The 23,023-nt window shown below is 45.7% G+C and carries 21 protein-coding genes and 1 pseudogene; 17 read left to right on the top strand and 5 right to left on the bottom strand.

Features of this window, described 5'->3' with window-relative positions:
• The first annotated feature begins 175 nt into the window (after positions 1-175).
• The 7 genes from FHS68_RS06430 to FHS68_RS06400 all read left to right on the top strand — a co-directional run bounded on the left by FHS68_RS06430 (position 176) and on the right by FHS68_RS06400 (position 5,994).
• A complete protein-coding gene (locus FHS68_RS06430; protein ID WP_167268776.1) occupies positions 176-1,336 on the top strand; it encodes a cysteine desulfurase family protein in 1,161 nt (386 codons plus the stop codon).
• A complete protein-coding gene (locus FHS68_RS06425) occupies positions 1,323-2,540 on the top strand; it encodes an XdhC family protein (protein ID WP_167268255.1) in 1,218 nt (405 codons plus the stop codon). The genes FHS68_RS06430 and FHS68_RS06425 overlap by 14 nt, the downstream gene beginning before the upstream one ends.
• Positions 2,527-3,141, top strand: a complete 615-nt coding sequence (locus tag FHS68_RS06420) for a nucleotidyltransferase family protein (protein ID WP_167268253.1) — start codon at positions 2,527-2,529, stop codon at positions 3,139-3,141. Before FHS68_RS06425 ends, FHS68_RS06420 begins: the two co-directional genes overlap by 14 nt.
• A 105-nt stretch (positions 3,142-3,246) precedes the next feature.
• Positions 3,247-4,083 carry an ABC transporter ATP-binding protein gene (locus FHS68_RS06415; RefSeq protein WP_167268252.1) on the top strand — a complete coding sequence of 279 codons (837 nt, stop codon included), beginning with the start codon at positions 3,247-3,249 and terminating at the stop codon, positions 4,081-4,083.
• Positions 4,084-4,104: 21 nt separating this feature from the next.
• On the top strand, positions 4,105-4,914 hold the full coding sequence (locus tag FHS68_RS06410) for a hypothetical protein (protein WP_167268250.1): 810 nt from the start codon (positions 4,105-4,107) through the stop codon (positions 4,912-4,914).
• A gap of 12 nt (positions 4,915-4,926) precedes the next feature.
• Positions 4,927-5,307: a GntR family transcriptional regulator gene (locus FHS68_RS06405; protein WP_167268249.1), complete on the top strand. Its 381-nt coding sequence runs from the start codon at positions 4,927-4,929 to the stop codon at positions 5,305-5,307.
• 12 nt (positions 5,308-5,319) lie between these two features.
• Entirely contained in the window at positions 5,320-5,994 is a 675-nt protein-coding gene (locus tag FHS68_RS06400; RefSeq protein WP_167268247.1) for a hypothetical protein, read from the top strand.
• Between the two features lie 76 nt (positions 5,995-6,070).
• Here FHS68_RS06400 and pgl read toward each other — a convergent pair whose 3' ends face one another.
• The 4 genes from pgl to FHS68_RS06380 form a co-directional block, all read right to left on the bottom strand.
• Positions 6,071-6,796 carry a 6-phosphogluconolactonase gene (gene pgl, locus FHS68_RS06395; protein WP_167268245.1) on the bottom strand — a complete coding sequence of 242 codons (726 nt, stop codon included), beginning with the start codon at positions 6,794-6,796 and terminating at the stop codon, positions 6,071-6,073.
• A 3-nt stretch (positions 6,797-6,799) separates the two neighbouring features.
• On the bottom strand, positions 6,800-8,308 hold the full coding sequence (gene zwf, locus FHS68_RS06390) for a glucose-6-phosphate dehydrogenase (protein WP_167268244.1): 1,509 nt from the start codon (positions 8,306-8,308) through the stop codon (positions 6,800-6,802).
• Positions 8,309-8,319: 11 nt separating this feature from the next.
• Complete coding sequence (gene gnd, locus FHS68_RS06385; RefSeq protein ID WP_167268242.1) at positions 8,320-9,732, bottom strand: NADP-dependent phosphogluconate dehydrogenase; 1,413 nt, start codon at positions 9,730-9,732, stop codon at positions 8,320-8,322.
• A 155-nt stretch (positions 9,733-9,887) separates the two neighbouring features.
• Positions 9,888-10,349, bottom strand: coding sequence for an alpha amylase C-terminal domain-containing protein (locus tag FHS68_RS06380; protein ID WP_167268240.1), 462 nt, complete (start codon positions 10,347-10,349; stop codon positions 9,888-9,890).
• Between the two features lie 199 nt (positions 10,350-10,548).
• Here FHS68_RS06380 and FHS68_RS06375 point away from each other — a divergent pair, with 199 nt between their 5' ends.
• The 5 genes from FHS68_RS06375 (at position 10,549) to FHS68_RS06355 (ending at position 17,612) form a co-directional block, all read left to right on the top strand.
• Positions 10,549-11,286, top strand: coding sequence for a hypothetical protein (locus tag FHS68_RS06375; RefSeq protein ID WP_167268239.1), 738 nt, complete (start codon positions 10,549-10,551; stop codon positions 11,284-11,286).
• Positions 11,287-11,343: 57 nt separating this feature from the next.
• The gene (locus tag FHS68_RS06370; protein WP_167268237.1) at positions 11,344-11,580 is read left to right on the top strand and encodes a hypothetical protein; all 237 of its coding nucleotides are present in this window, start codon (positions 11,344-11,346) and stop codon (positions 11,578-11,580) included.
• 252 nt (positions 11,581-11,832) lie between these two features.
• Positions 11,833-14,934 carry a SusC/RagA family TonB-linked outer membrane protein gene (locus FHS68_RS06365; RefSeq protein WP_208408179.1) on the top strand — a complete coding sequence of 1,034 codons (3,102 nt, stop codon included), beginning with the start codon at positions 11,833-11,835 and terminating at the stop codon, positions 14,932-14,934.
• A gap of 21 nt (positions 14,935-14,955) precedes the next feature.
• The gene (locus FHS68_RS06360) at positions 14,956-16,497 is read left to right on the top strand and encodes a RagB/SusD family nutrient uptake outer membrane protein (RefSeq protein ID WP_167268234.1); all 1,542 of its coding nucleotides are present in this window, start codon (positions 14,956-14,958) and stop codon (positions 16,495-16,497) included.
• Between the two features lie 41 nt (positions 16,498-16,538).
• Positions 16,539-17,612: a glycoside hydrolase family 43 protein gene (locus tag FHS68_RS06355; protein WP_167268233.1), complete on the top strand. Its 1,074-nt coding sequence runs from the start codon at positions 16,539-16,541 to the stop codon at positions 17,610-17,612.
• 28 nt (positions 17,613-17,640) lie between these two features.
• On the opposite strand, the gene FHS68_RS06350 is transcribed toward FHS68_RS06355, so the two are convergent.
• Positions 17,641-17,952, bottom strand: a complete 312-nt coding sequence (locus FHS68_RS06350) for a hypothetical protein (RefSeq protein ID WP_167268231.1) — start codon at positions 17,950-17,952, stop codon at positions 17,641-17,643.
• 315 nt (positions 17,953-18,267) lie between these two features.
• On the opposite strand from FHS68_RS06350, the gene FHS68_RS06345 reads away from it, so the two are divergent.
• The 5 genes and pseudogenes from FHS68_RS06345 (at position 18,268) to FHS68_RS06325 (ending at position 23,020) form a co-directional block, all read left to right on the top strand.
• Positions 18,268-18,519: a hypothetical protein gene (locus FHS68_RS06345; RefSeq protein WP_167268229.1), complete on the top strand. Its 252-nt coding sequence runs from the start codon at positions 18,268-18,270 to the stop codon at positions 18,517-18,519.
• A gap of 103 nt (positions 18,520-18,622) precedes the next feature.
• Positions 18,623-19,377: pseudogene (locus FHS68_RS06340) on the top strand (alcohol dehydrogenase catalytic domain-containing protein).
• A gap of 8 nt (positions 19,378-19,385) precedes the next feature.
• A complete protein-coding gene (locus FHS68_RS06335) occupies positions 19,386-19,880 on the top strand; it encodes a hypothetical protein (protein WP_167268228.1) in 495 nt (164 codons plus the stop codon).
• A 189-nt stretch (positions 19,881-20,069) separates the two neighbouring features.
• Positions 20,070-21,146, top strand: a complete 1,077-nt coding sequence (locus tag FHS68_RS06330) for a glycosyltransferase (protein WP_229211783.1) — start codon at positions 20,070-20,072, stop codon at positions 21,144-21,146.
• 41 nt (positions 21,147-21,187) lie between these two features.
• Positions 21,188-23,020, top strand: a complete 1,833-nt coding sequence (locus tag FHS68_RS06325) for a glycoside hydrolase family 2 protein (RefSeq protein WP_167268225.1) — start codon at positions 21,188-21,190, stop codon at positions 23,018-23,020.
• Positions 23,021-23,023: the final 3 nt, after the last annotated feature.

Raw genomic sequence — 23,023 nt, 5'->3', positions numbered from 1 at the left:
TCCCGTATCCTACCCCCAAATCTTCCGGAGAAATGGCTTACTGATCCTTGTATTTTAGTTAACCTGTTCGTTTAAGTTGCCGAACCACCTCTTGCTTATAATGAGGTGGTTTTTTGTTTAATTTGAACTATCAGGGAGATTTTTGTTTTCTTGATTAAAGACGAAATTAATGCTTCTGAAACTCCCCGTTTATCTGGATTACAATGCAACTACGCCCATGGATCCGAGGGTGGTGCAGGAAATGCTGCCTTACTTTTCAGAAAAATTTGGCAATGCAGCGAGCCGCACGCATTCCTATGGCTGGGAGGCAGAAGAAGCCGTGGATATAGCGAGGGAGCAAATTGCCGGGTTAACTGGTGCGCATCCTCAGGAAATTATTTTCACTTCCGGCGCGACAGAAGCCGTTAACCTCGCTATCAAGGGCGTATTGGAAAATCATGCAAACGATGAAAAGCACATCATTACGGTCACAACGGAGCACAAAGCTGTTTTAGACACATGCAGAAATCTTGAATATAAAAAGGCAAACGTCACTTATCTTTCAGTTTTTCCGAACGGTTTGATTGACCTGGACGAGTTGGAGAAAGCAATCACCGGCCACACAGTTCTGATCTCCGTCATGTATGCCAATAACGAAACTGGATTTATAATGCCAATTAAAGACATTTCGGAGATTGCCAAGAAATACAACGTCCTTTTTATGACAGATGCTTCACAGGCTGTCGGTAAAATCCCGGTCAATGTCCAGCAGGATGGGATCGACCTGATGACTTTCAGTGCGCACAAAATGTACGGACCCAAAGGTGTTGGTGCATTATATGTCCGGAAAAAGAACCCGACTGTTTCAATTACCTCTCAAATTGATGGTGGCGGCCATGAAAGGAATATGCGAAGCGGCACCTTAAATGTGCCTGGAATTGTCGCTTTTGGAAAAGCATGCGAAATTTGCGCTGATGAAATGATGTTGGAAAGTAAAAGGCTGAGTATGCTTCGGGATGATTTCGAAGCTAAATTGCTGTCGCTAAAAGATATTATTGTGAACGCGGGAGACACTGGTCAAAGACTTCCCCATACTACTAACGTTTCTTTCAACGGCATTGACGGGGAAAAAATGATTTTTGAAACAAGCAGCGACCTGGCGTTTTCCAGAAGTTCTGCCTGCACCTCGGCCACATTGGAACCAAGCTATGTGTTGAAAGCAATGGGCCTGTCCGATGAAACAATCCATAATACTTTCCGCTTCAGTTTTGGCAGGTTTTCGACCCAGGAAGATGTGGAACATGCCGTTCAGGTGATTTCTAAAATTGTGAAGGAGCATCGTCATGAAAGAAATTAATGACATTATAAAGTCCTATGAGCTCGCAATAATTGCCGGCAAAAAGATGGCGCTGGCCACGGTTGTACACGTGGAAGGTTCATCTTACCGACGTCCCGGTGCGCGTATGCTGGTTACAGATGATGGTCATTTGACGGGTGCCATAAGTGGAGGATGCCTGGAAGGCGATGCATTGCGTAAAGCATTACTTGCAATTTCTCAACAAAAAAACAAACTGGTAACCTACGATACCACGGATGAAAATGATACTACTTTGGGTGTACAGCTTGGCTGCAATGGAATCGTGCATATTCTTTTTGAACCCATTCATACAGACCAAAATAACAATCCTATTGAGTTATTGAAGCAGGTTTTGGTCAGGCGACAAAATGCTGTTTTGGTCACATTGTTTTCACTCAATTCGCGGACAGGTTTGCAGCCGGGCACATGCTTTCTGCATTTGGAAAAAGATGAGTCCGTAATTCATCACAACACCGAACCCCACATTATTCAAGAGTTATTGGCAGAATCACAAGTTGCATACGCGAAGGCTGACTCATTCTTCAAAACCTTCGGTTTCAGCAGTCAAAATCTGACTGGTTTAATTGAATACCTGAATACGCCGCCGTCGCTGGTCATTGCGGGCGCTGGTAACGATATCATTCCGCTGGTGGAAATGGCAGACATCCTGGGCTGGAAGACAACGGTGGTCGATGGTCGCGTTGCGCATGCTACCCGCCAACGCTTTCCAAAAGCAACCAAGGTGATCGTTACAAAAGCCGAAGATGTACTCAATCATGTCCAAACCGATGACCGGACATTCTTTTTGCTCATGACCCACAATTACAACTACGATTTGGCCCTTTTGAAACAGTTGATTACCCTTGAAGATTGTAGATACACAGGCGCATTAGGACCGAAGAAGAAACTAGAGAGAATGTTCTCAGAGCTGAAAATTGACGGTATTGAAATAACAAATCTTCAAAAATCAAAAATTTACGGTCCTGTTGGCCTGGACATTGGCGCAGAAACTTCCGAAGAAATTGCATTGTCGATACTCGCCGAAATAAAAGCCATTTTAAGCGACCGGAAAGGATCTTCACTCAGGGAGAAGCCAGAGCCCATCCATAATCGCAAGGATCAGCAAGTGGATTACACCAAATCGGAAAAGGAAGATTTCCTTTGCGCCGTATCTACAATCGTTTCGGAAGATGAATCGGTATAATGCTTACGGTATCATCATTCTCGCTGCCGGCAACTCCTCCCGACTTGGTGAGCCCAAGCAACTCTTGAGATACCAGCATAAGACATTGATCCGCCACATTACCGAAGCCGCATTGGCAACTGACGTTTCAGATGTAGTTGTTGTAACCGGTTCAAATGCTCCGCTTATTGAATCTGAATTATTCGGATTATCTCATCATTTGGCTCATAATGGCGGTTGGCAACAGGGAATGGGTTCTTCAATTCAAACTGGCCTTTCCAAATTGAAATCGCTTCATCCTGCATTGGATGGTGCCATCATTGCAGTAAGTGACCAACCATTTGTGACTGCTCCCCTATTTCAATCCCTTATCGAACAAATAAATGCTTCGAAGACAGGAATCGCGGCTTCTTCTTACGCCGACACATTAGGTACCCCAGTTTTATTTAATAAAAAATATTTCAATGCGCTTCTCCAACTTAGCGGTAACGAAGGAGCTAAAAAGCTGCTGCTCAAATATTCCCAGGATGTCACTTCAGTCCCATTTCCACTCGGAAATATTGATATCGACACAAAAGAAGACTATAAAAATTTTCTTCTCAATCAATTGCCGTCGGCCTAAGCCGACGGCAACTAATAAATAGTTTCAACTACAATTGCTTTATTCAAATGCTTCACATATGTTTGTAGTGTACTATTTAACTAGAACACTAATCTCTCTCAGTCTATGATCCATTTTGACCAGGTATCCTTTGGATATAGTAAGCACAAAATGCTCTTTGAAAACCTAACATTGCATCTTGAACCGGGCCACATTTATGGTTTGCTCGGAAAGAACGGCGCGGGCAAATCCAGCTTACTTAGAAATATGGTCGGCTTACTTTTCCCCCTCGACGGCCAGATCCGTGTCGCTGGTTTTGAGCCGGCAAAACGTCTGCCTGCATTTCTGCAGGACGTATTTTTTATTCCCGAAGAAATATATCTACCATCGGTAACTGTGGACAAGTACCTGGATATGCTTGCTCCTTTCTACCCGAAATTTGACGAGAAGCAGTTCAGGGGATACATTGCTGAATTGGATATTCCTGAAAAAAACAAGCTTACAGGAATGTCTTATGGTCAAAAGAAAAAAGTACTGATTGCCTTCGCGCTTGCCACGAACACCCGGGTGCTCATCATGGACGAGCCGACAAATGGTTTGGATATACCCTCCAAAAGTCAATTCCGGAAACTGGTTTCGTCTGTTTTAGATAAAGACAAGCTCATCCTGATCTCAACCCACCAGGTTCGCGACCTGGACAATCTGATCGACTCAATTATTATTCTGGAAGACAGTAAGATTCTCCTGCAACATAGCCTCGACATTGTGACCGAGCGACTTTGTTTCGGAACGCTAAGTAATGTTGAATTTGACAACCGGGTTCTTTACTCAGAACCTTCTTTACGCGGTTACAGGGCTGTTTTCGAAAATTCTGAGCAAGTAGATAGTCGGGTCGATCTGGAACAATTATTCAATGCGGTCATGGAAAATCCGGGGCGTATTCAGAAAATATTTAACTATTAGCCATGAAAATAAACTAATCTTATGAACCAGACATTTAACATTCACCGGTTTGCATTGATGTTGCGATTCGATGTGGCCGAAAGGGGAAAAACCTTTTTCTTCACAGCTGCCCTTTTGCTTTTCCTGCTCATCCTGCTCATGATGCCCGTCGGACTGGCAACATCTTACAGCAACATGAAGGAAATGATTCAGATACTAGGGCTTTTCATGATTGTACTTTTCGGAAGCAGTCTTTACAGCAGCAGCGCTTTTACGCAATATTCCTCACCACCCACCGGTATTGCTGCAATCATGATCCCTGCCTCCCGAACTGAAAAATTCCTTTCTTCCCTATTATTGAATCTCGTTTTTGTCATTCCATTTATAATTATTTTTTGGGAATTGCATTTTAGCACGGTGGCCTACGCCAATGCTCGGATACCGGCCAGCGGACAAAAATTCAATACGCTACCCGTGTTTGTTCTTGAATACGCCATTCAATATTACTTTCTCATTCACGGATTCGTTTTTTTTGGATCGCTATATTTTACCAAAGCTTCTTATCTGAAAACGGCATCCGTCGTCATCGTAAGCTTTTTGGCAATTGGCTTATTGCATCTTGGCCTGGGCTATTATTTCACTTCATTCCCGTCAAAACTGGTGACATTCCCGATCACAGGATGGAGTATCTGGTATTGGCCCGATGGCACCGAAACCGGACCTAAAGTGACGGAATTTTACCAGGTAAAATTGCCAAATAGCATATACACGTTCATCCGATTTTTCCCTGCGATGATCGTAATGATATTATGGTCAGTCACTTACCTAAGGCTGAGAGAAAAGGAACTTTAACCCGATTGAGAAATGGAATTTAAAGATAAACAGTCTATATACCTGCAAATAGCCGATTATATATGTGAGCGGATCTTGCTTGGCAAGTGGCCGTCTGGTGAGCGCATTCCCTCAGTAAGAGACCTGGCGGCAATGTTGGAAGTAAATCCTAATACCGTGATGAGAACTTATGATTTTCTTCAAAACAAGGAGATCATATTCAACAAACGGGGAATCGGCTATTCTGCGGATGACAATGCTGCCAACAAAATCCTTCGCTATCGCAAAGAGCGATTTCTTGAAACCGAACTGCCCGACGTTTTCCGCACACTTTATCTATTAAATATCACCATGGATGAGCTTAATTCCAGATATACCAAATTTATTACAGATACATTTCCAGTCACCACATAAACTTTTTTCCTAATGAAACGCAGCAACATTGTCCTCATCGGGCTATTTGCCCTGATACTTATTGTCACAGTAGGTTCCAATCTAATCCTCAAAGCAGAATACGAGAAGATGGACAAAACAAATCCATTGGCTAGTTATACAAAGGTGACTTTGCCAGCATTTCGCTACTTGAAACTGGACGGGAAAGCTTTCGCTGTTACCCAGATACAACCCGGAAAAAATCATGAATTGCGGGTGATCGCGGAACCGCAATACCTGAAATGGAAACTGGAAGGAGATACTTTACACTTTACTTACCTGCGAGATTGGCAGAAAAATGATATGCCGAAGGAATTTGAGTTGCGGGCAACGCCGACCTTTTATATTATGGCGCCGTCATTAGACGGTATTGTATCTGATGGGGTGGTTTTGAAAGTCAATAACTGGGATATTAAAAAGATGTCCGTTCAGCTAAATGGAGGCGCTATTCAGTTTTCAGAAAACAAGATTGAAGATTTAAAGCTAAATCTGAATGGGGATGTATTGAGCAAAATAGATGAAAAAAACTCTTTCGGCAATGCCAGTTTCTACGTTTATGACCACAGCACATTGAATATAGATAATGATGTGTTTCAATCTTTTGAAATGCAAGTCGATAGTTCAGCGCATATAAGCCTACCCGGAAGTCTTTTAAAGAAATTTCCTTAAGATTCAATTGCCCCGGGGCTGTCCAAATAAAAAAGCGCATCCGGCGTGCGCTTTTGAACCAATAGGTAAAGCTGAATTACTTTGTTAATAAACTTGCAGCAGCTTCGTCTACAAACCAATGCAACTCCCCTTTTTCTGGCTTGATGATTTGAGAAGGATAAAGATCAACATTTGATTCTCCTTCCAAAACTTCTTTGAGGACCTTGGCTTTATTTTCTCCTACTGCCATAAATGCGACACAAGCTGCTTTGTTCACTACGGGAGCTGTGAGCGTGATCCGATACATATCCTGAATGCTTAGAAAAAAAGAAGTAACCCACTTTTCAGTTTCGTGAATAACTGCTGTACCCGGAAACAAAGACAAAGTATGTCCATCATCTCCCATGCCATTCAAAACAAAGTCAAAAGTGGTTTCTGCATCTCCGAAGTAGCTTCTCAAGATGGCCTCGTATTCCTCCGTAGATTCTTCTGGCGAAATATCAGTGCGCATGATGTGGATATGTTCAGCTTTTACCGGAACTTTATTTAGTAACTCCTCGAAACACATCCTGGCATTGTTCCTGAGATCTTCATAAGGTACATAGCGTTCGTCGCCCCAGAAAAAATGAATTTTCTCCCACTTGATTGCCTCCTTATACGGTGATTTTGCAAGTTCAGCAAACAGTATTTTGGGTGTATTACCGCCCGATAAAACAAATGTAAACCGATCCTGATTTGCCAAAACCTCCTGAATGTAATCGGTAATCCAGCCGGCAAACTTTACGCTCATTTGTTGAGCATCCCTCTCAATATGTAATTTCATCAGTTAAAGAGCTGGGGGTAAGTTGATCCAAGTGTGACCGTCGCGGGCTAGCAATGCATCTGCCCCATCAGGTCCCCAGGAGTCTGGCGCATAGTTAGGAAAATCCTGGGGACTCCGGCCTTCCCAGGTTTCCAAAATCGGCGTAATTACCTTCCATGCTGCATCTACCTGGTCATTACGCATGAAAAGCGTAGCATTGCCTTCCATAACGTCTAACAGCAGCGTCTCATACGCCTCGGGTGCGTGCTCGCCAGCAACTTCGTCGTAATCGAAAGTCATATCAACCGGATCAAGCTCCATAGTCTGCCCCGGACGTTTTGCCTGGAAGCGAATACTGATGTCCATACCAGGTTGAATGCTGATAGTCAGACGATTAGAATGCCAGGATTCTGCGGACTCTGTCGGAAATGCATAATGTGGGGCCGACTTGAACTGCAGCGTGATATTAGTTGCTTTTTGATTGAGATACTTTCCCGTACGAACATAGATTGGAACTCCCTGCCAGCGCCAGTTATCAATATAGAATTTGACAGCGGCGAACGTGTCAATGTGCGAATGCGGATCAACGCCTTCTTCCTGTCGGTAACCAACCACTTTCTCCCCTTTTTTCCAACCACCTGAATATTGGCCCCGTACCGCGAAATCGTGTACCTGTTCCTTTGTAATTCGGCGGATCGCATTTAGCACGTCAACTTTTTTGTTACGTATTTCATTGGCGTCAAATGACACAGGCGGTTCCATTGCAATCATGCAAAGGATTTGCAGAATGTGGTTTTGAACCATATCCCTCAATGCTCCCGCATGTTCAAAATACCCGCCTCTTCCTTCGAGACCTACACTTTCTGCCGCGGTGATCTGGATATGATCAATGTAGTTGCGGTTCCATAATGGTTCAAACAAGGCATTGGCAAAACGCAATGCAAGAATATTCTGCACGGTTTCTTTGCCTAGATAATGGTCAATCCTGAATATTTGCTCTTCCGCAAACATGCTCGATAACAATACATTCAGATCATGCGCACTTTCAAGGTTGTGGCCAAATGGTTTTTCAACTACAATCCGCGTTGTACTTTTCTCGGAACATATCTTCAATGCACCCAATTTTGTGGCAATGGAAGGAACCAGCTGAGGCGCCACGGCCAGATAAAAGATGACATTGGGGTGAATTCCCCACTCCTCTTCCTTTTGTTTGACAAGATCTGTAATCTTATGATATGCCGCTGCGTCGTCACCGTCCATTTGGAGGTAGGAAACGTGTTGGCTGAATTCTGCCCAATGTCCATTCTGCTTTCCTTTGCGCCGCGAGAATTTTGTTACCCCTTCCAGAAGATGTCCATGGTATGCGTCATCGGTGTAAGCACTTCTTCCAATGCCTGCAATTGCAAACTGTTCAGGCATCCAGCTGTCTAAGAACAGGTTGTAAAGAGCTGGCGTTAATTTTCTGTAATTCAAATCGCCGCTTCCTCCGAAAATAAAAAGTACGGAGGCTGGTGGGCGTTTATTGGTTTGCATAAATTTCTGATTTATGGTTGGCCCCACTCTGTATGAAAGGTACCGGGGGTATCAATACGTTGATAAGTGTGCGCTCCGAAATAATCGCGTTGTGCCTGGATCAGGTTGGTAGGCATCCGTTCAGATTTGTAGGCGTCGAAGTATGCAAGTGACGACATTAAACCCGCAGCTGCAACACCTGATTTGGCCGCAAAAGCGATCAGAGAACGCGTGTTATCCTCTGCTGATTTAACGAGTGCAGCGACTTCCTGGTTCAACAAAATGTTGGACAATTCGGGGTTTTGCTTGTAGGCATTGGTAAATACTTCCAGTAACGACGACCTGATAATGCATCCGCCACGCCACACACTAACCACTTGCGGCAACGGGATGTCCATCTTCAAATCCTGCGAAGCCTGGAAAAGCATCGCCAAACCTTGTGCATAACTCAGGATCGTAGCAAAATACAATGCGTCGTAAACCTGATCGGTCAATTCCTGTGACGCGGTATCTCCCACTGCATTCTTACCATATATTTCTGAGGCTTTTATACGCTCATCTTTGTAACCCGAGAGCGTGCGCATGGCCACGGCTGTATCAATAACCGGCACAGCCACAGGCAATTCCATTGAATCCTGCGAAGTCCATTTTCCAGTCCCTTTTGAACCTGCCTTATCAGAAATCACGTCGACCAGATCGCCTTCGCCCTTATCATCTTTTTGAAGAAAAATTTCGGCAGTGATTTCCACCAGGAATGATTGAAGCTTGCCTTCATTCCAGGTTTTAAAAACTTCATGAAGCTGTTTGTTGCTCAATCCGCCATGTTTCAGGATTGCATATGATTCACTGATAAGCTGCATAATCGCGTATTCAATGCCATTGTGCACCATTTTCACATAATGTCCAGCTCCCTCTTTGCCAAGGTAAGCAACGCACGGAGTATCGCCGACTTTCGCCGCAATTGCTTCCAGCATTGGCCTGACGTGCTCATAGGCCGTTTGGTTACCACCCGGCATAATACTTGGCCCGGAGCGAGCGCCTTGTTCACCGCCCGAAACACCAATACCCATGAAGTGAATGTTTTTTTCATGCAGGTATTTTACCCGGCGGAGCGTATCGGTATAGTGTGAATTTCCGCCGTCGATTACCACATCCCCTTCTTCCAAAAGTGGTAGTAACGAAGCGATTACATCGTCAACAGGCTGTCCGGCCGGAACCAGCATCATTACCTTACGGGGCCGTTGCAGCAGATGGATCATTTGCGCAAGTTCTGGTACACCTTTGACGGTCGTCCCCGGAGTTGCTGCAGCTTCCAATGCAACATTTTTTGCTTCGTCTTTATCAAAACCGATAACAGAGAAGCCGTGATCGGCCATATTGAGCAAAAGGTTCCTACCCATTACCCCAAGCCCGATCATTCCAAAATCGAATAAGCTATTTGACATGATATTTCAATCGTCTTAATAAGAGATTGCAATATTAGGACTTTTGCCAAAGCAATGTACTCCCCCTGGGAAGCTTTTATTGCTAAATCATCGATTCGTATGGCCTTAATTCAAATTGCCGAAATGTTTCACTCAAATGGTAAAATAAATTTACATCACGCATAAATGACAAGCCCCCTGGGAGGGACCGTAAGCCGGACCGCTTTTCCATTCCGGTCTTCAACATTTAATTCTTGGGGACTTGCAGCTGATGCATATAAGCAGTTCATTTTGGAACCGCTAAGATGCATACTGTCATCCAACGTAACGTAAACGGCCGTATGGTCTTGGGTATGCAGGTTGATTGCACATAATACTTCCCGTTCATTTGAAATACGGGAGAATGCAATTAAGTTACCAATACTGCCATCGTTATCCGACGGTAGGTTAAAATCAATGCCGTTTTGCGAAATAGTCCGCCAGTAATGATCGCCAAGTAACAGGTCAGGCTGCTGTTCTATCAGTGATTGCAACTCTCGCATTGAGGCAGGAGTATGCATGAAGGCTTTTAAAAAATCCTGCAAAGCAGTTTCTTTTTGCTGTAAGCCGGAACTGGGTGGCGATATCTCGGTATTCATTGATTCCCTGTTTATAAGGTTTGATGCTTTTATCCATCATACTGTCATATATGAGATGCAAGGAAACGTTAAAATATAGTGCCATCAATGTACTGTTAACGATTCTGAGCTTCCACCGAAGCGTTTCTGGCATGCTTTTATATCCCGCCCAGAAAGGTCATAGGACCGAACATAACTCATCAATTGAAAATCAAATATTATGAACAAGCCAATTATTTTTTTCTTAGCCGTCATGTTGGGAGCAGCAACAATGTCGTACTCGCAAAGTACCACCAATTCTACCAATCCGGCTGCCAGTCAGAATAAGCAGGGCAAGGGTACAACTGCTGCTGACGCGAACAAAGGAAACCAAAGCTCCCCTGCTGTCGATCAGAAGCATAACCCAAGCACGAATTCGACAAATCAAAACAGCGAAAATAAAACCCAGTCCACTGACAAGACGGGGAATACAGGTACGCAGACAACTGGTCAGAATAGCAGCACGCAATCAACGGGTCAAAATAGCAGCTCGCAATCGACAGATCAGAATAAAGGAAACCAAACTCAATCCGCCGGGCAAACAGGAAGTACAGGCGCCCAACCCGCTAACCCGAGTACACAAGGCCAAAGCAGTACTCCGCCTGCAAGCCCATCCAACCCAACACCTTCCCCTTCCGGACAAAGCGGAGCAAATAGCGATAGTGAAAAGTCTAGCAACCGTCCCGGAGGCGCTACAAATGATAATGCAAACGACGTTGGCAAGTATTCTGAAAGTGGAGATTCCAAATCGCTTTTGAATTCGAAAAAGGCGATTGAGCAACGCAGGAAAAACCTAACCGAATCGGACACGACGCTTAAAGAAGGTAGTGGCTCTGCGCCAAAAAATATGAAAAATAATACAGGGAAGACCGGTAATTATAAAAATGAAGACACGAAGCATACCGGCGTTCGTCCCTGACCAGCGTACGGGATCAGTCGTTTCTAAGCTTATACTCATCAATAAACATTGAAGATTATGAAAACCAATAAAATTGCAAGTGCCTTTTTATCATTGTTAATTTCCTTGACAATACTATCATGTGGGACAGAGCGAAATGATACGGAAGGAAGTGAAGGCTCCGGAAGTGCCACACAAACAACCCCTAACGACAGCAGCGGTGCGTCGAGCAGGGCGGCCACTGGAGTTGGCGATGATAATCAGGATGACAGCCTCGGTTACCCTTCCAATCAGTCAAACCTGAATGCCGATTAGACTAGTAAGAAGCACGACGATAAGTTGCCAAAATAGAAAAGAAACCATGCCTAAAGAGACCGTCTTCACTAGATCGACGGTCTCTTTTTTATTTGAAGCCTTCGATCCGCATCATTGGCTGGTAGCATTAAGGACAAAGAATATAGAAAACTTTGTTTTGGCACAATTTTTAACGGAAAGATGCACTTTTTCTGCCCCCTTCGGACGTTACTGTTACTAGTAGGATTATTCATATTCATCAACCCATCAGCTATGCTCAAATCTTTTACCCTGTTTCAAATCCTGATTCTCTTTCTTTTTTATGTAGACACTGCCTTTGCCCAAGGCAGGGATGTAACCGGCGTCGTGCAAACTACCACAGGCGAGACGCTGCCGGGAGCAACGGTGCTCCTTGCCGGTACCAACACTGCTACGATCGCCGATGCGGACGGAAAATTTTCTATTTCCGCGCAAACCGGACAAACATTGCGGGTTTCTTTTATCGGCTACCTGGCCGCCGAAGTACCCGTAACTGAGCAGACGACTTACACCATCCAGCTGGCAGAAGACGCGCAGAACTTGCAAGAGTTTGTCGTGATCGGCTACCAGTCGGTGAGGCGATCGGACCTGACGGGTGCGACCGGCATTATTAATGCACAAAATACAAATAAGCGTATTGCGCGATCGCTGCCCGAGGCATTGCAAGGAATGACTCCCGGAGTTGCGGTGCGTAATGGCGGTGCGCCCGGCCAGGAAGCGGTAGTGAACATACGCGGGCTGAGTACGTTGTTCGGGAATGCAAGTCCATTATATGTGATCGACGGCATGCTCGCCGATGCAAATACAACCGTTAACCCCAATGATGTTGAAACGATACAGGTTTTGAAAGACGCTTCAGCAGCGGCCATTTACGGCTCCCGGGCTGCTAATGGAGTGATTATTATTACAACCAAAAAAGGGAAAGAGGGCCCGCTCAAAGTGGACGCCACAGCCCGTTTTGGTCTTTCATCACTTCCAAAACGTTGGGATATGATGAACGCCCAGGAATATGTGGCGACCAATACCCGCGCATACCAGGCAGCGGGTTACGCATTGCAACCTTCGGTTGCCAATTACAATGGCACAATAAACACCAATTGGGCTGACCAGCTGTTGCAAACAGGTAGCATTCAGGATTATAATGTCAGCTTGTCGGGTGGAGGAAAAGAAAGTAAGTTTCTTATCTCGGGCGCCTATTTTGCTGACGAAGGTGTGCTGAAAGCCCGCAATTTTCAGCGGGCGTCTGTGCGGATCAACACCGAAGCGACGCGTAATAAATTCACTTTCGGCGAGAACATGATGATTTCCAGCACCGAGCGCAATACACCATTTCAGGGTGGCTTTGCAGAAGGAAACGCATGGTATGATATATGGACCAGCTTGCCGATCATTCCTGTGCAGAGCACGGATCTAATAAGTAATTCCAATCCGGGTGGCTGGGGTTATGGCTCTTTCAATGCACGCTCATTTGCCAGAAACCAGGTGGCGATCAATGATAATACCAGGACCACCTTCAACTTCTTCAAGGTTTTGGGAAACGCTTATCTCGATTATAAGATTCTGGATGGTCTCAGTTATCGTTTTAATGTGGGGCTGGAAACCAGTTTTGATAAAACCAATGATGTGCGGAAAGATGGGCTGTGGTACTGGAACCAGTCCCCTGATTTCAGCAGCGTAGGACAAAACCGGTCTCAATTCCTGAGCTACCTGTTTGAACATACACTCAATTTCGCCCGCACTTTTGGTAAACATAATTTCAATGGCGTCGTTGGTTACACCCAGCAAACGATTAAAACCGATGGCCTCGGCGGGCGTCGGTTGCAGCTTGGCGTGTATGGCGGCGACTATTTTACGACCATTAACTCGGCCAGCGGCGGAATGACTGCTTCCGGAACCCGCTCACAAACCTTGATCAACTCCGCACTGGGCAGGCTAAACTACAATTACGCAGAAAAATACTACCTGACATTCACATTCCGGGCCGATAAGGATTCCCGCTTCTCACCTGCTCACCGCACCGGATACTTCCCATCCGCCGCAGCGTCCTGGAAAATAAGCAATGAGGAATTTTTTAAATCAGACATTATAACCGAACTGAAACTTAGAGGATCTTACGGCATATTGGGCTCCGCTAACCTCAGTAATTATCAATTCACAGGCTTTCTCAACCAGGCGCCACGTGCGGTTTTCGGGTCGGGACAAACAGAGTTTCCCGGTGCGACGCAAGCAAGGCTGGTGTATGAAGATATTAAATGGGAACAAAAAGCGACGACCAACATTGGTGCAGACCTAGTGGTTTTCAATAACAAGCTGGCGATTACAATTGATGCCTTCCGCTCGGTAGCGAAAGATGTGTTGTTATCACTACCACTTCCGCTCTACATTGGAAACTTGCAGGGCGACCCGCTCGTGAACATTGGCTCCATTGAAAACAAAGGTATTGAGCTTGATTTTACGTATCGCCACTCTTCAGGGCCGTTCACATGGAGTGTTGCGCCCAATTTCAGCTTGATCCGGAATAAGGTACTTGCCCTTGGGAACCTGGGTGTGGACGAGGAAACCGGGGAGCCAAGAAATTACATCCAGTCTGGTAATACCCGCTCGCAGGTTGGACGCTCGATTGGCGAATATTATCTGATCAAAACCGACGGGCTTTTTCAAAGTGATGAAGAAGTACAATCCCACAAAGCGCAGGCAGCTTATGCTAAACCCGGGGATGTCCGTTATGTAAACAGGGTCGACCAGGGAGGCAATGACGATATCAACGACCGCGACCGGACTTTTACCGGGAGTCCATGGCCGAAGCTAACCTCCGGGCTGATCCTGAACGGAACTTGGTCGGGTTTGTCGCTTAATGTTCAATTTTACGGCGCATTTGGTCAGAAATTATATAATGATGTAAGAAGGGATATTGACGGGATGGGCTATTCCAATTACCGCCGCGATATCAACCCCTGGACACCCGAGAATACCGATACTGATTTTCCCCGACTTGGGGTTTCATACTCGACGGGAGCGGCTGGCGACCCTGCCAGTGCCGACCGTGGTATTGTTTCCAACGTCCGCGGCAATACCGATCGCTGGCTGGAAAATGGTTCTTATCTAAGGGTAAGGAATGTCGAGCTATCCTATTCGATCCCTCAAGCGGTAACCGGAAAACTCTCTTTAAGCAATGCACGGGTATATGTAAGTGCGCAAAACCTGGCGACATTTTCCAAATACACGGGACTTGATCCGGATGTGGTTGGAGCGAACTTCAACCTCGAACCCGGTGTGGACCTGGGAGGTTATCCTTCTTCACGCATTATTTCTTTCGGCCTGAACCTGGGCTTCTGATTTATCTCAAAAGACATCAACATGAAAAAGATATTTTTGCTTACGTCAATGATTTTATTGGTTGCCAGCGCCTGTAACCGCGATTTTGACCAGCCCAATCCGAATAGTCCCACGATCGCATCTTTCTGGAAAAGTGATACGGATGCAATTAAAGGCATCAATGCAGTGTATAGTACTTTTCACCGGACGGCTACGCTCTATTCCAGGTTTTTGTTTTATCACGGAATGCTTCGCTCAGACGAAGGTTATGGTTCTGGTGGTGACATTACGCTGAACAACATTATGAGCTTTAACCAAACTAACTACAATGAAGGTCTCACTGCCGGAACCTGGCAAAACCTGTTCATTGGCGTTTTCAGGGCTAATCAGGTAATCGCTTATGTGCCGACAATCGACATGAATGAAGCTTTAAAGAATCGCATTATCGGCGAAGCAAAATTTTTGAGAGGGTTATTTTATTTTAATCTGACATTGTATTTCGGCAGACCCCCGTTGATCCTGGAACCTTCCGAGCCAACTGACCGGCCATCGAGTGCATCAAACGCCGAAGCTTGGGCACAGGTTGAGAAGGATTTGTCCGAAGCAGCAGCAGCATTGCCGCTCAGCTATACCGGCGACGATCTCGGTCGGGCAACGCGCGGTGCGGCCATGGGCTTGTTGGGCAAAGCCTATTTGCAGCAAAATAAAAACCAGGAAGCTATAACTGCGCTTGCCTTTTTCATTACTGGTGAAGGAAAAGGGTTATATACTTTAACAGCCAACTATCAGGATAATTTCAAAGCTGCGACAGAGAATAACAGCGAATCTGTCTATGAAGTACAATTCCGTTTCAATCCCAATGAAAGTACCGACGACGATGTGGACGAAACGCGGATTAATAACACCGGAACATCCATTGCGCAGTTTTATGCGCCACGGGGTGTAGGTTTTTCTGATGGCGGGGCACGGCGATGGCTGATTGGTGAATTTAAAAAAGAAAATACCGCGGCAGGTACCCGCGACCCAAGACTTGCCGCAACATTATTATTCGATTCTACGGACGTTCGTGGTCCGCAATCGAGTCTGGTTTACGGGCAAACCTTTGCCAGCCGGTATGGTACCAATACCGGCGAAAGCAGCGCGGTTTGGTTTAGAAAACAGTTAAATGACAATGAGGCCGGACGGACTGAGGAAGGTTTCAGATCACCGAATAATCTCCGTTTGATAAGATATGCTGATATTTTGCTCATGTACGCTGAGGCGCTGAATGGCATCGGGCAAACGAGTCATGCTTATCCTTTTGTAGATATGGTACGTGTGCGTGCAGGGCTCAGGCCGATAAATCAAGCGGCTGGGTGGAACCAGGCTCAATTTTTAGGTCAGATCAAACATGAACGCATTACCGAGCTCACCGGCGAGGGCTGGCGGTTTGCCGATTTGCAGCGCTGGGGTGATCTGGGACCTGAATTGTCTGTGCGGGATCCCGAATTTACCAATTTCGTAAAAGGTAGAAACGAATACTATCCAATACCACAATCGGATATTGATCTAAATCCAAACCTTACCCAGAATCCAGGGTATTAAGCTTTCAATGATGGAAAATATTTTATTTGAATTAACCGCTCATGATGCGATATAAAACTTTCTATAAACCTGTCATTCTCTGGTGCGTTTCAATGACGCTCATCAGCGCATCCTGTAAAAAGGAGTCGCAGGCTCCAAAACCGGGTGAGCAGCAGGCAACCACATTCACAAATCCATTGCTGAATGCTGCACCTGATCCATTTGTTTTTCAAAAAGACACAACTTATTACTATCTGCATACCATTGGCAACCGGATCCAGATATGGAAAACAAATAAAATGAGCCGGTTGAAGGATGTAGCGCCAATCACTGTTTTCACTCCCCCGGCTTCCGGGGGCAATTCCCGCGATATCTGGGCTCCGGAGTTGTTTTTTCTGGATGGTAAATGGTATATCTATTATACGGGTACCGACGGAAACGATCGCGAGCACCGGATGTGGGTATTGGAAAATGCAAGCGCAGATCCGACACAAGGCACCTGGACCGACAAGGGTAAGCTTATCACCCAGCCAGCCGATTTATGGTCAATTGATGCCACTGTATTTCAGCGGGATAGTAGCCTTTTTTTAATCTGGTCGGGTAGGCCGTTTGCTAGCGGCGCAACAGATTTAACCCAAAACTTGTACATATCCCGCATGACCAATCCCTTTACGCTTACCGGCCCGACAGTTCTGATTTCTTCGCCGCAATATGATTGGGAAAAACGCGGGTTTGCTGTAAATGAAGGGCCGGAAATTTTGCGTAATGCGGCAGGCCAGGAGTTTTTGGTATTTTCCGGAAGCTATTGCGGCGATGACCGATATTCACTCGGGATTATAAGTTTGAAAGCTGCAAGTGACCCGTTGGATATAAGAAGCTGGACGAAAGCGCCTGCGCCTATTTTTACAGGCCTTGCATCAGCCAATGCATTCGGGGCAGGTCACAATGGGTTTTTCAAATCACGGGATGGAAAGGAGGATTGGATCATTTATCACGCGAATTCAGCTGCCGGGGAAGGCTGTGACGATTCAAGAAATGCGAGAATGCAAAAATTCACCTGGACTGCGGACGGTTTGCCCAACTTTGGGGAGCCGGTTGCAACGGGACAAGCGATTAAAGTCCCCTCCGGCGAATAGCTTCATTAAGTTTTAGGGCAACAGCCAGTTAGTCAATCCTTCCAAGATCCTTTTTCATTTCGGACCAAACATCGATGTTGCTCTCATCAGCATCGGTGTAATTGGTTTTAAGGTAATTTATAAACGAAAACTTAGTTTCGTCTGAATCAAGATGAAGGCTATCTTCCATTCCTTCCGCCTTGACCAGGTACTCGTAACCGTCATTAGTAACCTCTTTGGAAGTGTAAAATTTACCTGACTTCTCAAAATTGCTCACAGAGTTATATAAGTCGTATATGTCTTCGTTGCCTTCCAGAGTAACGCCGGACAGCCAGGTTTCAAAATTTTCTGTTTTTCCCATTTTGGTTTTTTGTTGATTAAAATTCAATTCAAAATTGAACTGCCTTTTGGTTTGGGGTACCGATTTTGGTACAATCTATCGGAATGGGTTCAACCAAAACCATTCCAGATATGATTACCCCGATATGGGACATTGCGGTGTTGGCACACATCTCATGGAAATAACGTATAGTAATGATCGTTTAAGCCGTATAGTTAATTGCCATGCAAGATTCATGAATTGTACACCGCCGTGCCTACATAAAGCTGCGTGGCATGATTTTTAGAACCGGCTGATGTTTCTGAAAACCAATATGTTACTCTAAACCAATATGATATGGAATTTATCACAACTGTTGACACGTTCACTTATCCCATGAATAGGCTACCGCATTTCAGGGATCAGATTGATAAGATGAGAGAATTGGCAGAAGTTTACAATTTTGATAACCTGCCGGTGAAGTTATTTTTCCTGGGGGATGAGCGGTCAGGATTACGTTACCGCGTCGATTGCACCGATCCGAACACAAAGGATAGGATAGAATATGTGCTGCGCCAGTATAAACAACAAAATAGTGTATTGGTCTAACTTCAAAATTTGACCCCCTACCGCCTCTCTTTTTGGGAATGGTTTTTTACTAAGCGCGCATCAAAGGCGAAACAAATCATCAACAAGCTAGAAAGGAGAAAGTATGTTAGCAATGAATTACCGCGGGCCTTACCGCGTTAGGGCAGACCGCAATAAGGCTATGCCCGAAATTGAGCATTCCGGCGATGCAATTGTGCGGGTAACCCGCTCTTGTATTTGCGGATCGGATCTGCATTTATACCATGGATTGGTGCCCGATACCAGGATTGGCACCACTTTCGGACACGAATTTATTGGTGTTGTTGAAGAGATTGGAGAATCGGTACAGAACCTGAAAGTGGGTGACAATGTGCTGGTACCATTTAATATTGCCTGTGACAAATGTATTTTCTGCCAACAGGGACTATTTGGTAACTGCCATGAATACAATCCGCAGGCTACTGCGGTGGGCGTATTCGCATAAAGCAGGCGGTTTCGACGGCGGTACTCTTTCTCAAGAAAACGACTGATTGGATGGGCGCTGACGTCTGCATTGACGCAGTGGGATGTGAGGCGGCAGGAGATGCATTGCAAACCGTCACCGGTCGAAAACTGATGTGCAGGCGGGGCCCAACCGGAAATTTGATCCCCATCGGTAATGTGGTGAACAAGGGAATTACGATCCGGGCCAATCAAGCTTCTGTGAAACGTTTGCTCCCAAGGCTTATCGAACATATTCAGGCAGGCCGGTTAGATCCGAAGGCAATCATTACGCACAGAATTCCATTGGAAGAAGTGGGCGACGCTTATCATATTTTTTCAGCCAAACTCGACAATTGTATCAAAACGGTCCTCATTCCACCTTCAGCTAGAAAATAATTAACATTATGAAAAAGACACTAGAAGATTACAGCCACATTAACGGATGGGGAATCGATGCTGACCCGCTGGATTTGCCCAATTACCCTATAAAAGAAAGAACGGAAAACGACAACAAAGGAATGATCTGGGAGCGGCCAGCCCAGCAACCGGCATTGGTTGAAGTGCTGCACTCCAATGAGCGCCCCGGACTTACAGCGGTATTTGGCTCACCCAATCCGCCGTCAGGTTTGAGTGGGCGGCTTCGGCGTTTTGCATTTAAATACAGCGAATCAACATGGACGCATTGGTTGGCGCTTTTAGTTGCGGACCGGATCAATATGATGGAAGGATTGGGCGACGACTTGAATAACGGGCATATTCCGAACCTGTTTGCAGAGCATGGCGCAAAGGCAGAATTGCAGTTTAATAAAGCAGGGCTTGCTAAAAAGGTGTTCACAATAGGTGCCATCATTATGCTGGTTGTCACTTTTAGCAAGGCGCGTTCCCGAAATAATAGCTAGTAATAGCGTTCAATTGTGCCAGATCATTTTCGCGCCTAGTGCCTCGAAAATGGTCTGGCACAATTCTTATCGAGGGGGAGTTTTTTTAACATTCGACACCTATTTCTTATGACCACAAGCTTTCATAAAAATTTGCTTTGTTTTTCCCACCTCAGGTGGGACTTTGTATTTCAGCGTCCACAACATTTAATGACACGTTTTGCCCAAAATGGGAATGTGTATTTTCTGGAAGAGCCGCTATTTGACAATCCTGATGGACCCTATCTCAAGGTTGAGAAGAAGCTTCCGGGACTCTGGGTTTGTGTGCCGCATCTCCCAGCTGGCGGCACTCAGGAACAGATCAACGACCAGATCAAGTCGCTTTTAGAATTATTTTTTGAGGACCGCGAGAGTGCCGATTTTATATTTTGGTATTACACGCCTGTTGCCTTTGAGTTTTCAAGGACATTCACGCCGGGCTTGATCGTGTATGATTGTATGGACGAACTTTCAGCGTTCAAATTTGCACCGCCACGCCTCAAATTCGTCGAGCAGCAGCTTCTGGCCAAAGCGGACATTGTATTTACCGGCGGGGTCAGTCTGTATGAAGCTAAAAAGGCCAGTCATCACAACATTCACCCATTCCCCAGCAGCATTGACAAGGCGCACTTCCAGGCTGCCAGGACAACCGTAGCCGAGCCATTGGACCAGGCCTCCATCAACGGCATAAAGCTGGGCTTCTACGGTGTAATCGATGAGCGGTTCGATCAGCAATTAATCAAAAGAATAGCTAAAAAAAGACCTGAATGGCACATGATGCTGATTGGGCCAGTTGTGAAAATTAATCCTGCTGAACTTCCCGTTGCCGATAACATTCATTATCTCGGGGCAAAAACCTACCAGGAACTGCCTGCCTACCTAGCGGGATGGGATGCGGCTTTAATTCCATTTTTGCTCAATGAGTCTACGCGCTACATTAGTCCAACCAAGACGCCGGAATACCTGGCTGCAGGAAAACCTGTGGTGTCCAGCGCTATCAGGGATGTTGTATTTCCTTATGCAAAACTTGGCCTGGTAAGTATTGGGCACGACATTGATTCATTTATTTCCGCTATTGAGCACGAGTTAACGAATTTAGGAAACCGGAAATGGCTAAAAGCAGTAGACAAGTACCTTGCTGATAAGTCGTGGGAAAATACATTTAACTCAATGCAACGGCTTATGCTGTCTGCTAAAAAGCAGGATACACCAGTTGTTCTGACCAGAGCGCTCAAAAGTGCCAGTTAGCCACTATATTGCAACTGTTGGTACAGAAAAAATGATCAGTAATGCCAAAACATATTAATTACGGTTCTTCCAAAAGCAGGGAAGCGGATTTTGAAGAACTGGCTGTTCGGGACGATCTTCCCCGGGCTGTTCTCAGGCCCAATGAATATGTACTGCTTGATGGCGAATGGAAGTTTGCAGTTGACCCTGAGGATCGCGGAATTGTAGAAAACTGGTTTATTCAGCACACATTTTCCCAGACTGCGCATTGGCCCGGAAGTGTTGAGCAGCACTTGGCAGCATACCAGGTTGACGGTTCATCGTGGAAAGACAAGATCGTAGTTTGGTATGAGCGTGATTTCCATTCACCGGATTATGCATCAGCAGTCCACGAAAGCGAAACGATCCTGCAACTCACATTTGGCGCTTGCGGATACGAGACGCAGGTTTGGCTGAACGGACATCCATTATCGACCATTGAAGGCGAACGTGTGCATATTGGCGAGTATACATCCTTTTCGTATGAATTGGAAGTGCTACGGCCGGTTAACAGGCTTACCGTTCGAGTTGCGAGCAGTATGGATGCGGATATCCCGCGTGGTAAACAGGAGTCGCATGTTTACAAACGCGGTGGCATTTGGTATCAAACCTTTACCGGTGCAGTCCGCAGCATCTGGCTTGAAAAAGTCGAGCGAAACCGGTTGCGTTCCAGAGTTGGCGTTGTGAGTATTATTGAGGATAATCTGGTGCGGTTCACACTAACTACCCGCATTCACGACCCAGGGCCTTACAAAATTAAGTTGTCCGTATTTGAGGCGGGGTCGGGAAAATATGATAATCTGGTAGCGGAAGATGAATTCCCACTGGTACTGGTAGCGGGGCAAAAGGCACAGCGTTTGGTGCTTGATATTCCCGATGCGCTGTTATGGTCGCCTGATTCCCCGAACCAATACCGTTTGGTAGCTCGACTTATTAATGAAAAAGGTGCAATTTCAGAAATCGAGACGAAATTCGGGCTTAGGAAATTTGAAGCCAGGGGCAGCCATCTCTATTTGAACAACGAGCCGGTATATCTGGATGGAATTCTTTACCAGCCTGGTAACGCCACTTATGATCAGATCAGGAAGCATTTGTTGGCTATGAAGGAGCTGGGATGCAACCTGGTGAGAATTCACATCGCTGGCGTCGACCCGCGTATTTACAAACTCGCCGACAAAATTGGAATGTTATTGTGGGTAGAAGTCCCCAGCCCGCACCAGTCAACGAAAAAAAGTCGTGAAAACCACCAGGCTGAACTTATGCGCATGCTCGCGCTGATCGGAACGCATCCTTCTGTTATCATCTGGAGTTTGTATAATGAAGATTGGGGTGCCCAGGACATTGCACATAACATAGAAACCCGCCAGTACATTATCAACATGTACGATTTCATGCATCTTGCCTATCCTCAATTTTTGGTAGTCGATAATGATGGTTGGCAGCATATTTCATTTGAAGGAAGGCTCAAATCTGATCTTCTCACAGCGCATTTATACACACCCGACCTAAGTCACTGGCAATGGATGCTCGATGAACTGACATCCGGAAACCTGGATACCGTTGCCGCATTCCCGCTTGTGGTAGGTGACCCTTTCTTTTACCGAAAACAAGTGCCCCTGATCGTCAGCGAATGGGGAGGTTTTGGATTTGAAAATTACGGCGGACCAACCAGTGACTCTGCACGCGCAAATCAAATTGCGCTCTTTAAAAAAGAACTCAGAAAACGGTCCGTTTCCGGAGACGTTTATACCCAGGCAACTAACATTGAGGATGAACGCAACGGGCTGATCGATTTTGAAACTGGTGTGCTGACTGTCCCACCAGGATTACTTAATTCAAAGCCGGATCTTCGGTAAGAC

The organism is Dyadobacter arcticus, from assembly GCF_011762185.1.
GTDB lineage: Bacteria > Bacteroidota > Bacteroidia > Cytophagales > Spirosomataceae > Dyadobacter > Dyadobacter arcticus.
Note: the sequence above shows the minus strand (reverse complement) of the source record. Positions and strands in the feature narration are given on the sequence as shown.

Excerpts from the sequence above, each read along its gene's own strand:
- FHS68_RS06425 (WP_167268255.1), top strand. The coding sequence starts at position 1,323 with ATGAAAGAAATTAATGACATTATAAAGTCCTATGAGCTCGCAATAATT.
- FHS68_RS06420 (WP_167268253.1), top strand. The coding sequence starts at position 2,527 with ATGAATCGGTATAATGCTTACGGTATCATCATTCTCGCTGCCGGCAAC.
- FHS68_RS06415 (WP_167268252.1), top strand. The coding sequence starts at position 3,247 with ATGATCCATTTTGACCAGGTATCCTTTGGATATAGTAAGCACAAAATG.
- FHS68_RS06410 (WP_167268250.1), top strand. The coding sequence starts at position 4,105 with ATGAACCAGACATTTAACATTCACCGGTTTGCATTGATGTTGCGATTC.
- FHS68_RS06405 (WP_167268249.1), top strand. The coding sequence starts at position 4,927 with ATGGAATTTAAAGATAAACAGTCTATATACCTGCAAATAGCCGATTAT.
- FHS68_RS06400 (WP_167268247.1), top strand. The coding sequence starts at position 5,320 with ATGAAACGCAGCAACATTGTCCTCATCGGGCTATTTGCCCTGATACTT.
- pgl (WP_167268245.1), bottom strand. The coding sequence starts at position 6,796 with ATGAAATTACATATTGAGAGGGATGCTCAACAAATGAGCGTAAAGTTT.
- zwf (WP_167268244.1), bottom strand. The coding sequence starts at position 8,308 with ATGCAAACCAATAAACGCCCACCAGCCTCCGTACTTTTTATTTTCGGA.
- gnd (WP_167268242.1), bottom strand. The coding sequence starts at position 9,732 with ATGTCAAATAGCTTATTCGATTTTGGAATGATCGGGCTTGGGGTAATG.
- FHS68_RS06380 (WP_167268240.1), bottom strand. The coding sequence starts at position 10,349 with ATGAATACCGAGATATCGCCACCCAGTTCCGGCTTACAGCAAAAAGAA.
- FHS68_RS06375 (WP_167268239.1), top strand. The coding sequence starts at position 10,549 with ATGAACAAGCCAATTATTTTTTTCTTAGCCGTCATGTTGGGAGCAGCA.
- FHS68_RS06370 (WP_167268237.1), top strand. The coding sequence starts at position 11,344 with ATGAAAACCAATAAAATTGCAAGTGCCTTTTTATCATTGTTAATTTCC.
- FHS68_RS06365 (WP_208408179.1), top strand. The coding sequence starts at position 11,833 with ATGCTCAAATCTTTTACCCTGTTTCAAATCCTGATTCTCTTTCTTTTT.
- FHS68_RS06360 (WP_167268234.1), top strand. The coding sequence starts at position 14,956 with ATGAAAAAGATATTTTTGCTTACGTCAATGATTTTATTGGTTGCCAGC.
- FHS68_RS06355 (WP_167268233.1), top strand. The coding sequence starts at position 16,539 with ATGATGCGATATAAAACTTTCTATAAACCTGTCATTCTCTGGTGCGTT.
- FHS68_RS06350 (WP_167268231.1), bottom strand. The coding sequence starts at position 17,952 with ATGGGAAAAACAGAAAATTTTGAAACCTGGCTGTCCGGCGTTACTCTG.
- FHS68_RS06345 (WP_167268229.1), top strand. The coding sequence starts at position 18,268 with ATGGAATTTATCACAACTGTTGACACGTTCACTTATCCCATGAATAGG.
- FHS68_RS06335 (WP_167268228.1), top strand. The coding sequence starts at position 19,386 with ATGAAAAAGACACTAGAAGATTACAGCCACATTAACGGATGGGGAATC.
- FHS68_RS06330 (WP_229211783.1), top strand. The coding sequence starts at position 20,070 with ATGACACGTTTTGCCCAAAATGGGAATGTGTATTTTCTGGAAGAGCCG.
- FHS68_RS06325 (WP_167268225.1), top strand. The coding sequence starts at position 21,188 with ATGCCAAAACATATTAATTACGGTTCTTCCAAAAGCAGGGAAGCGGAT.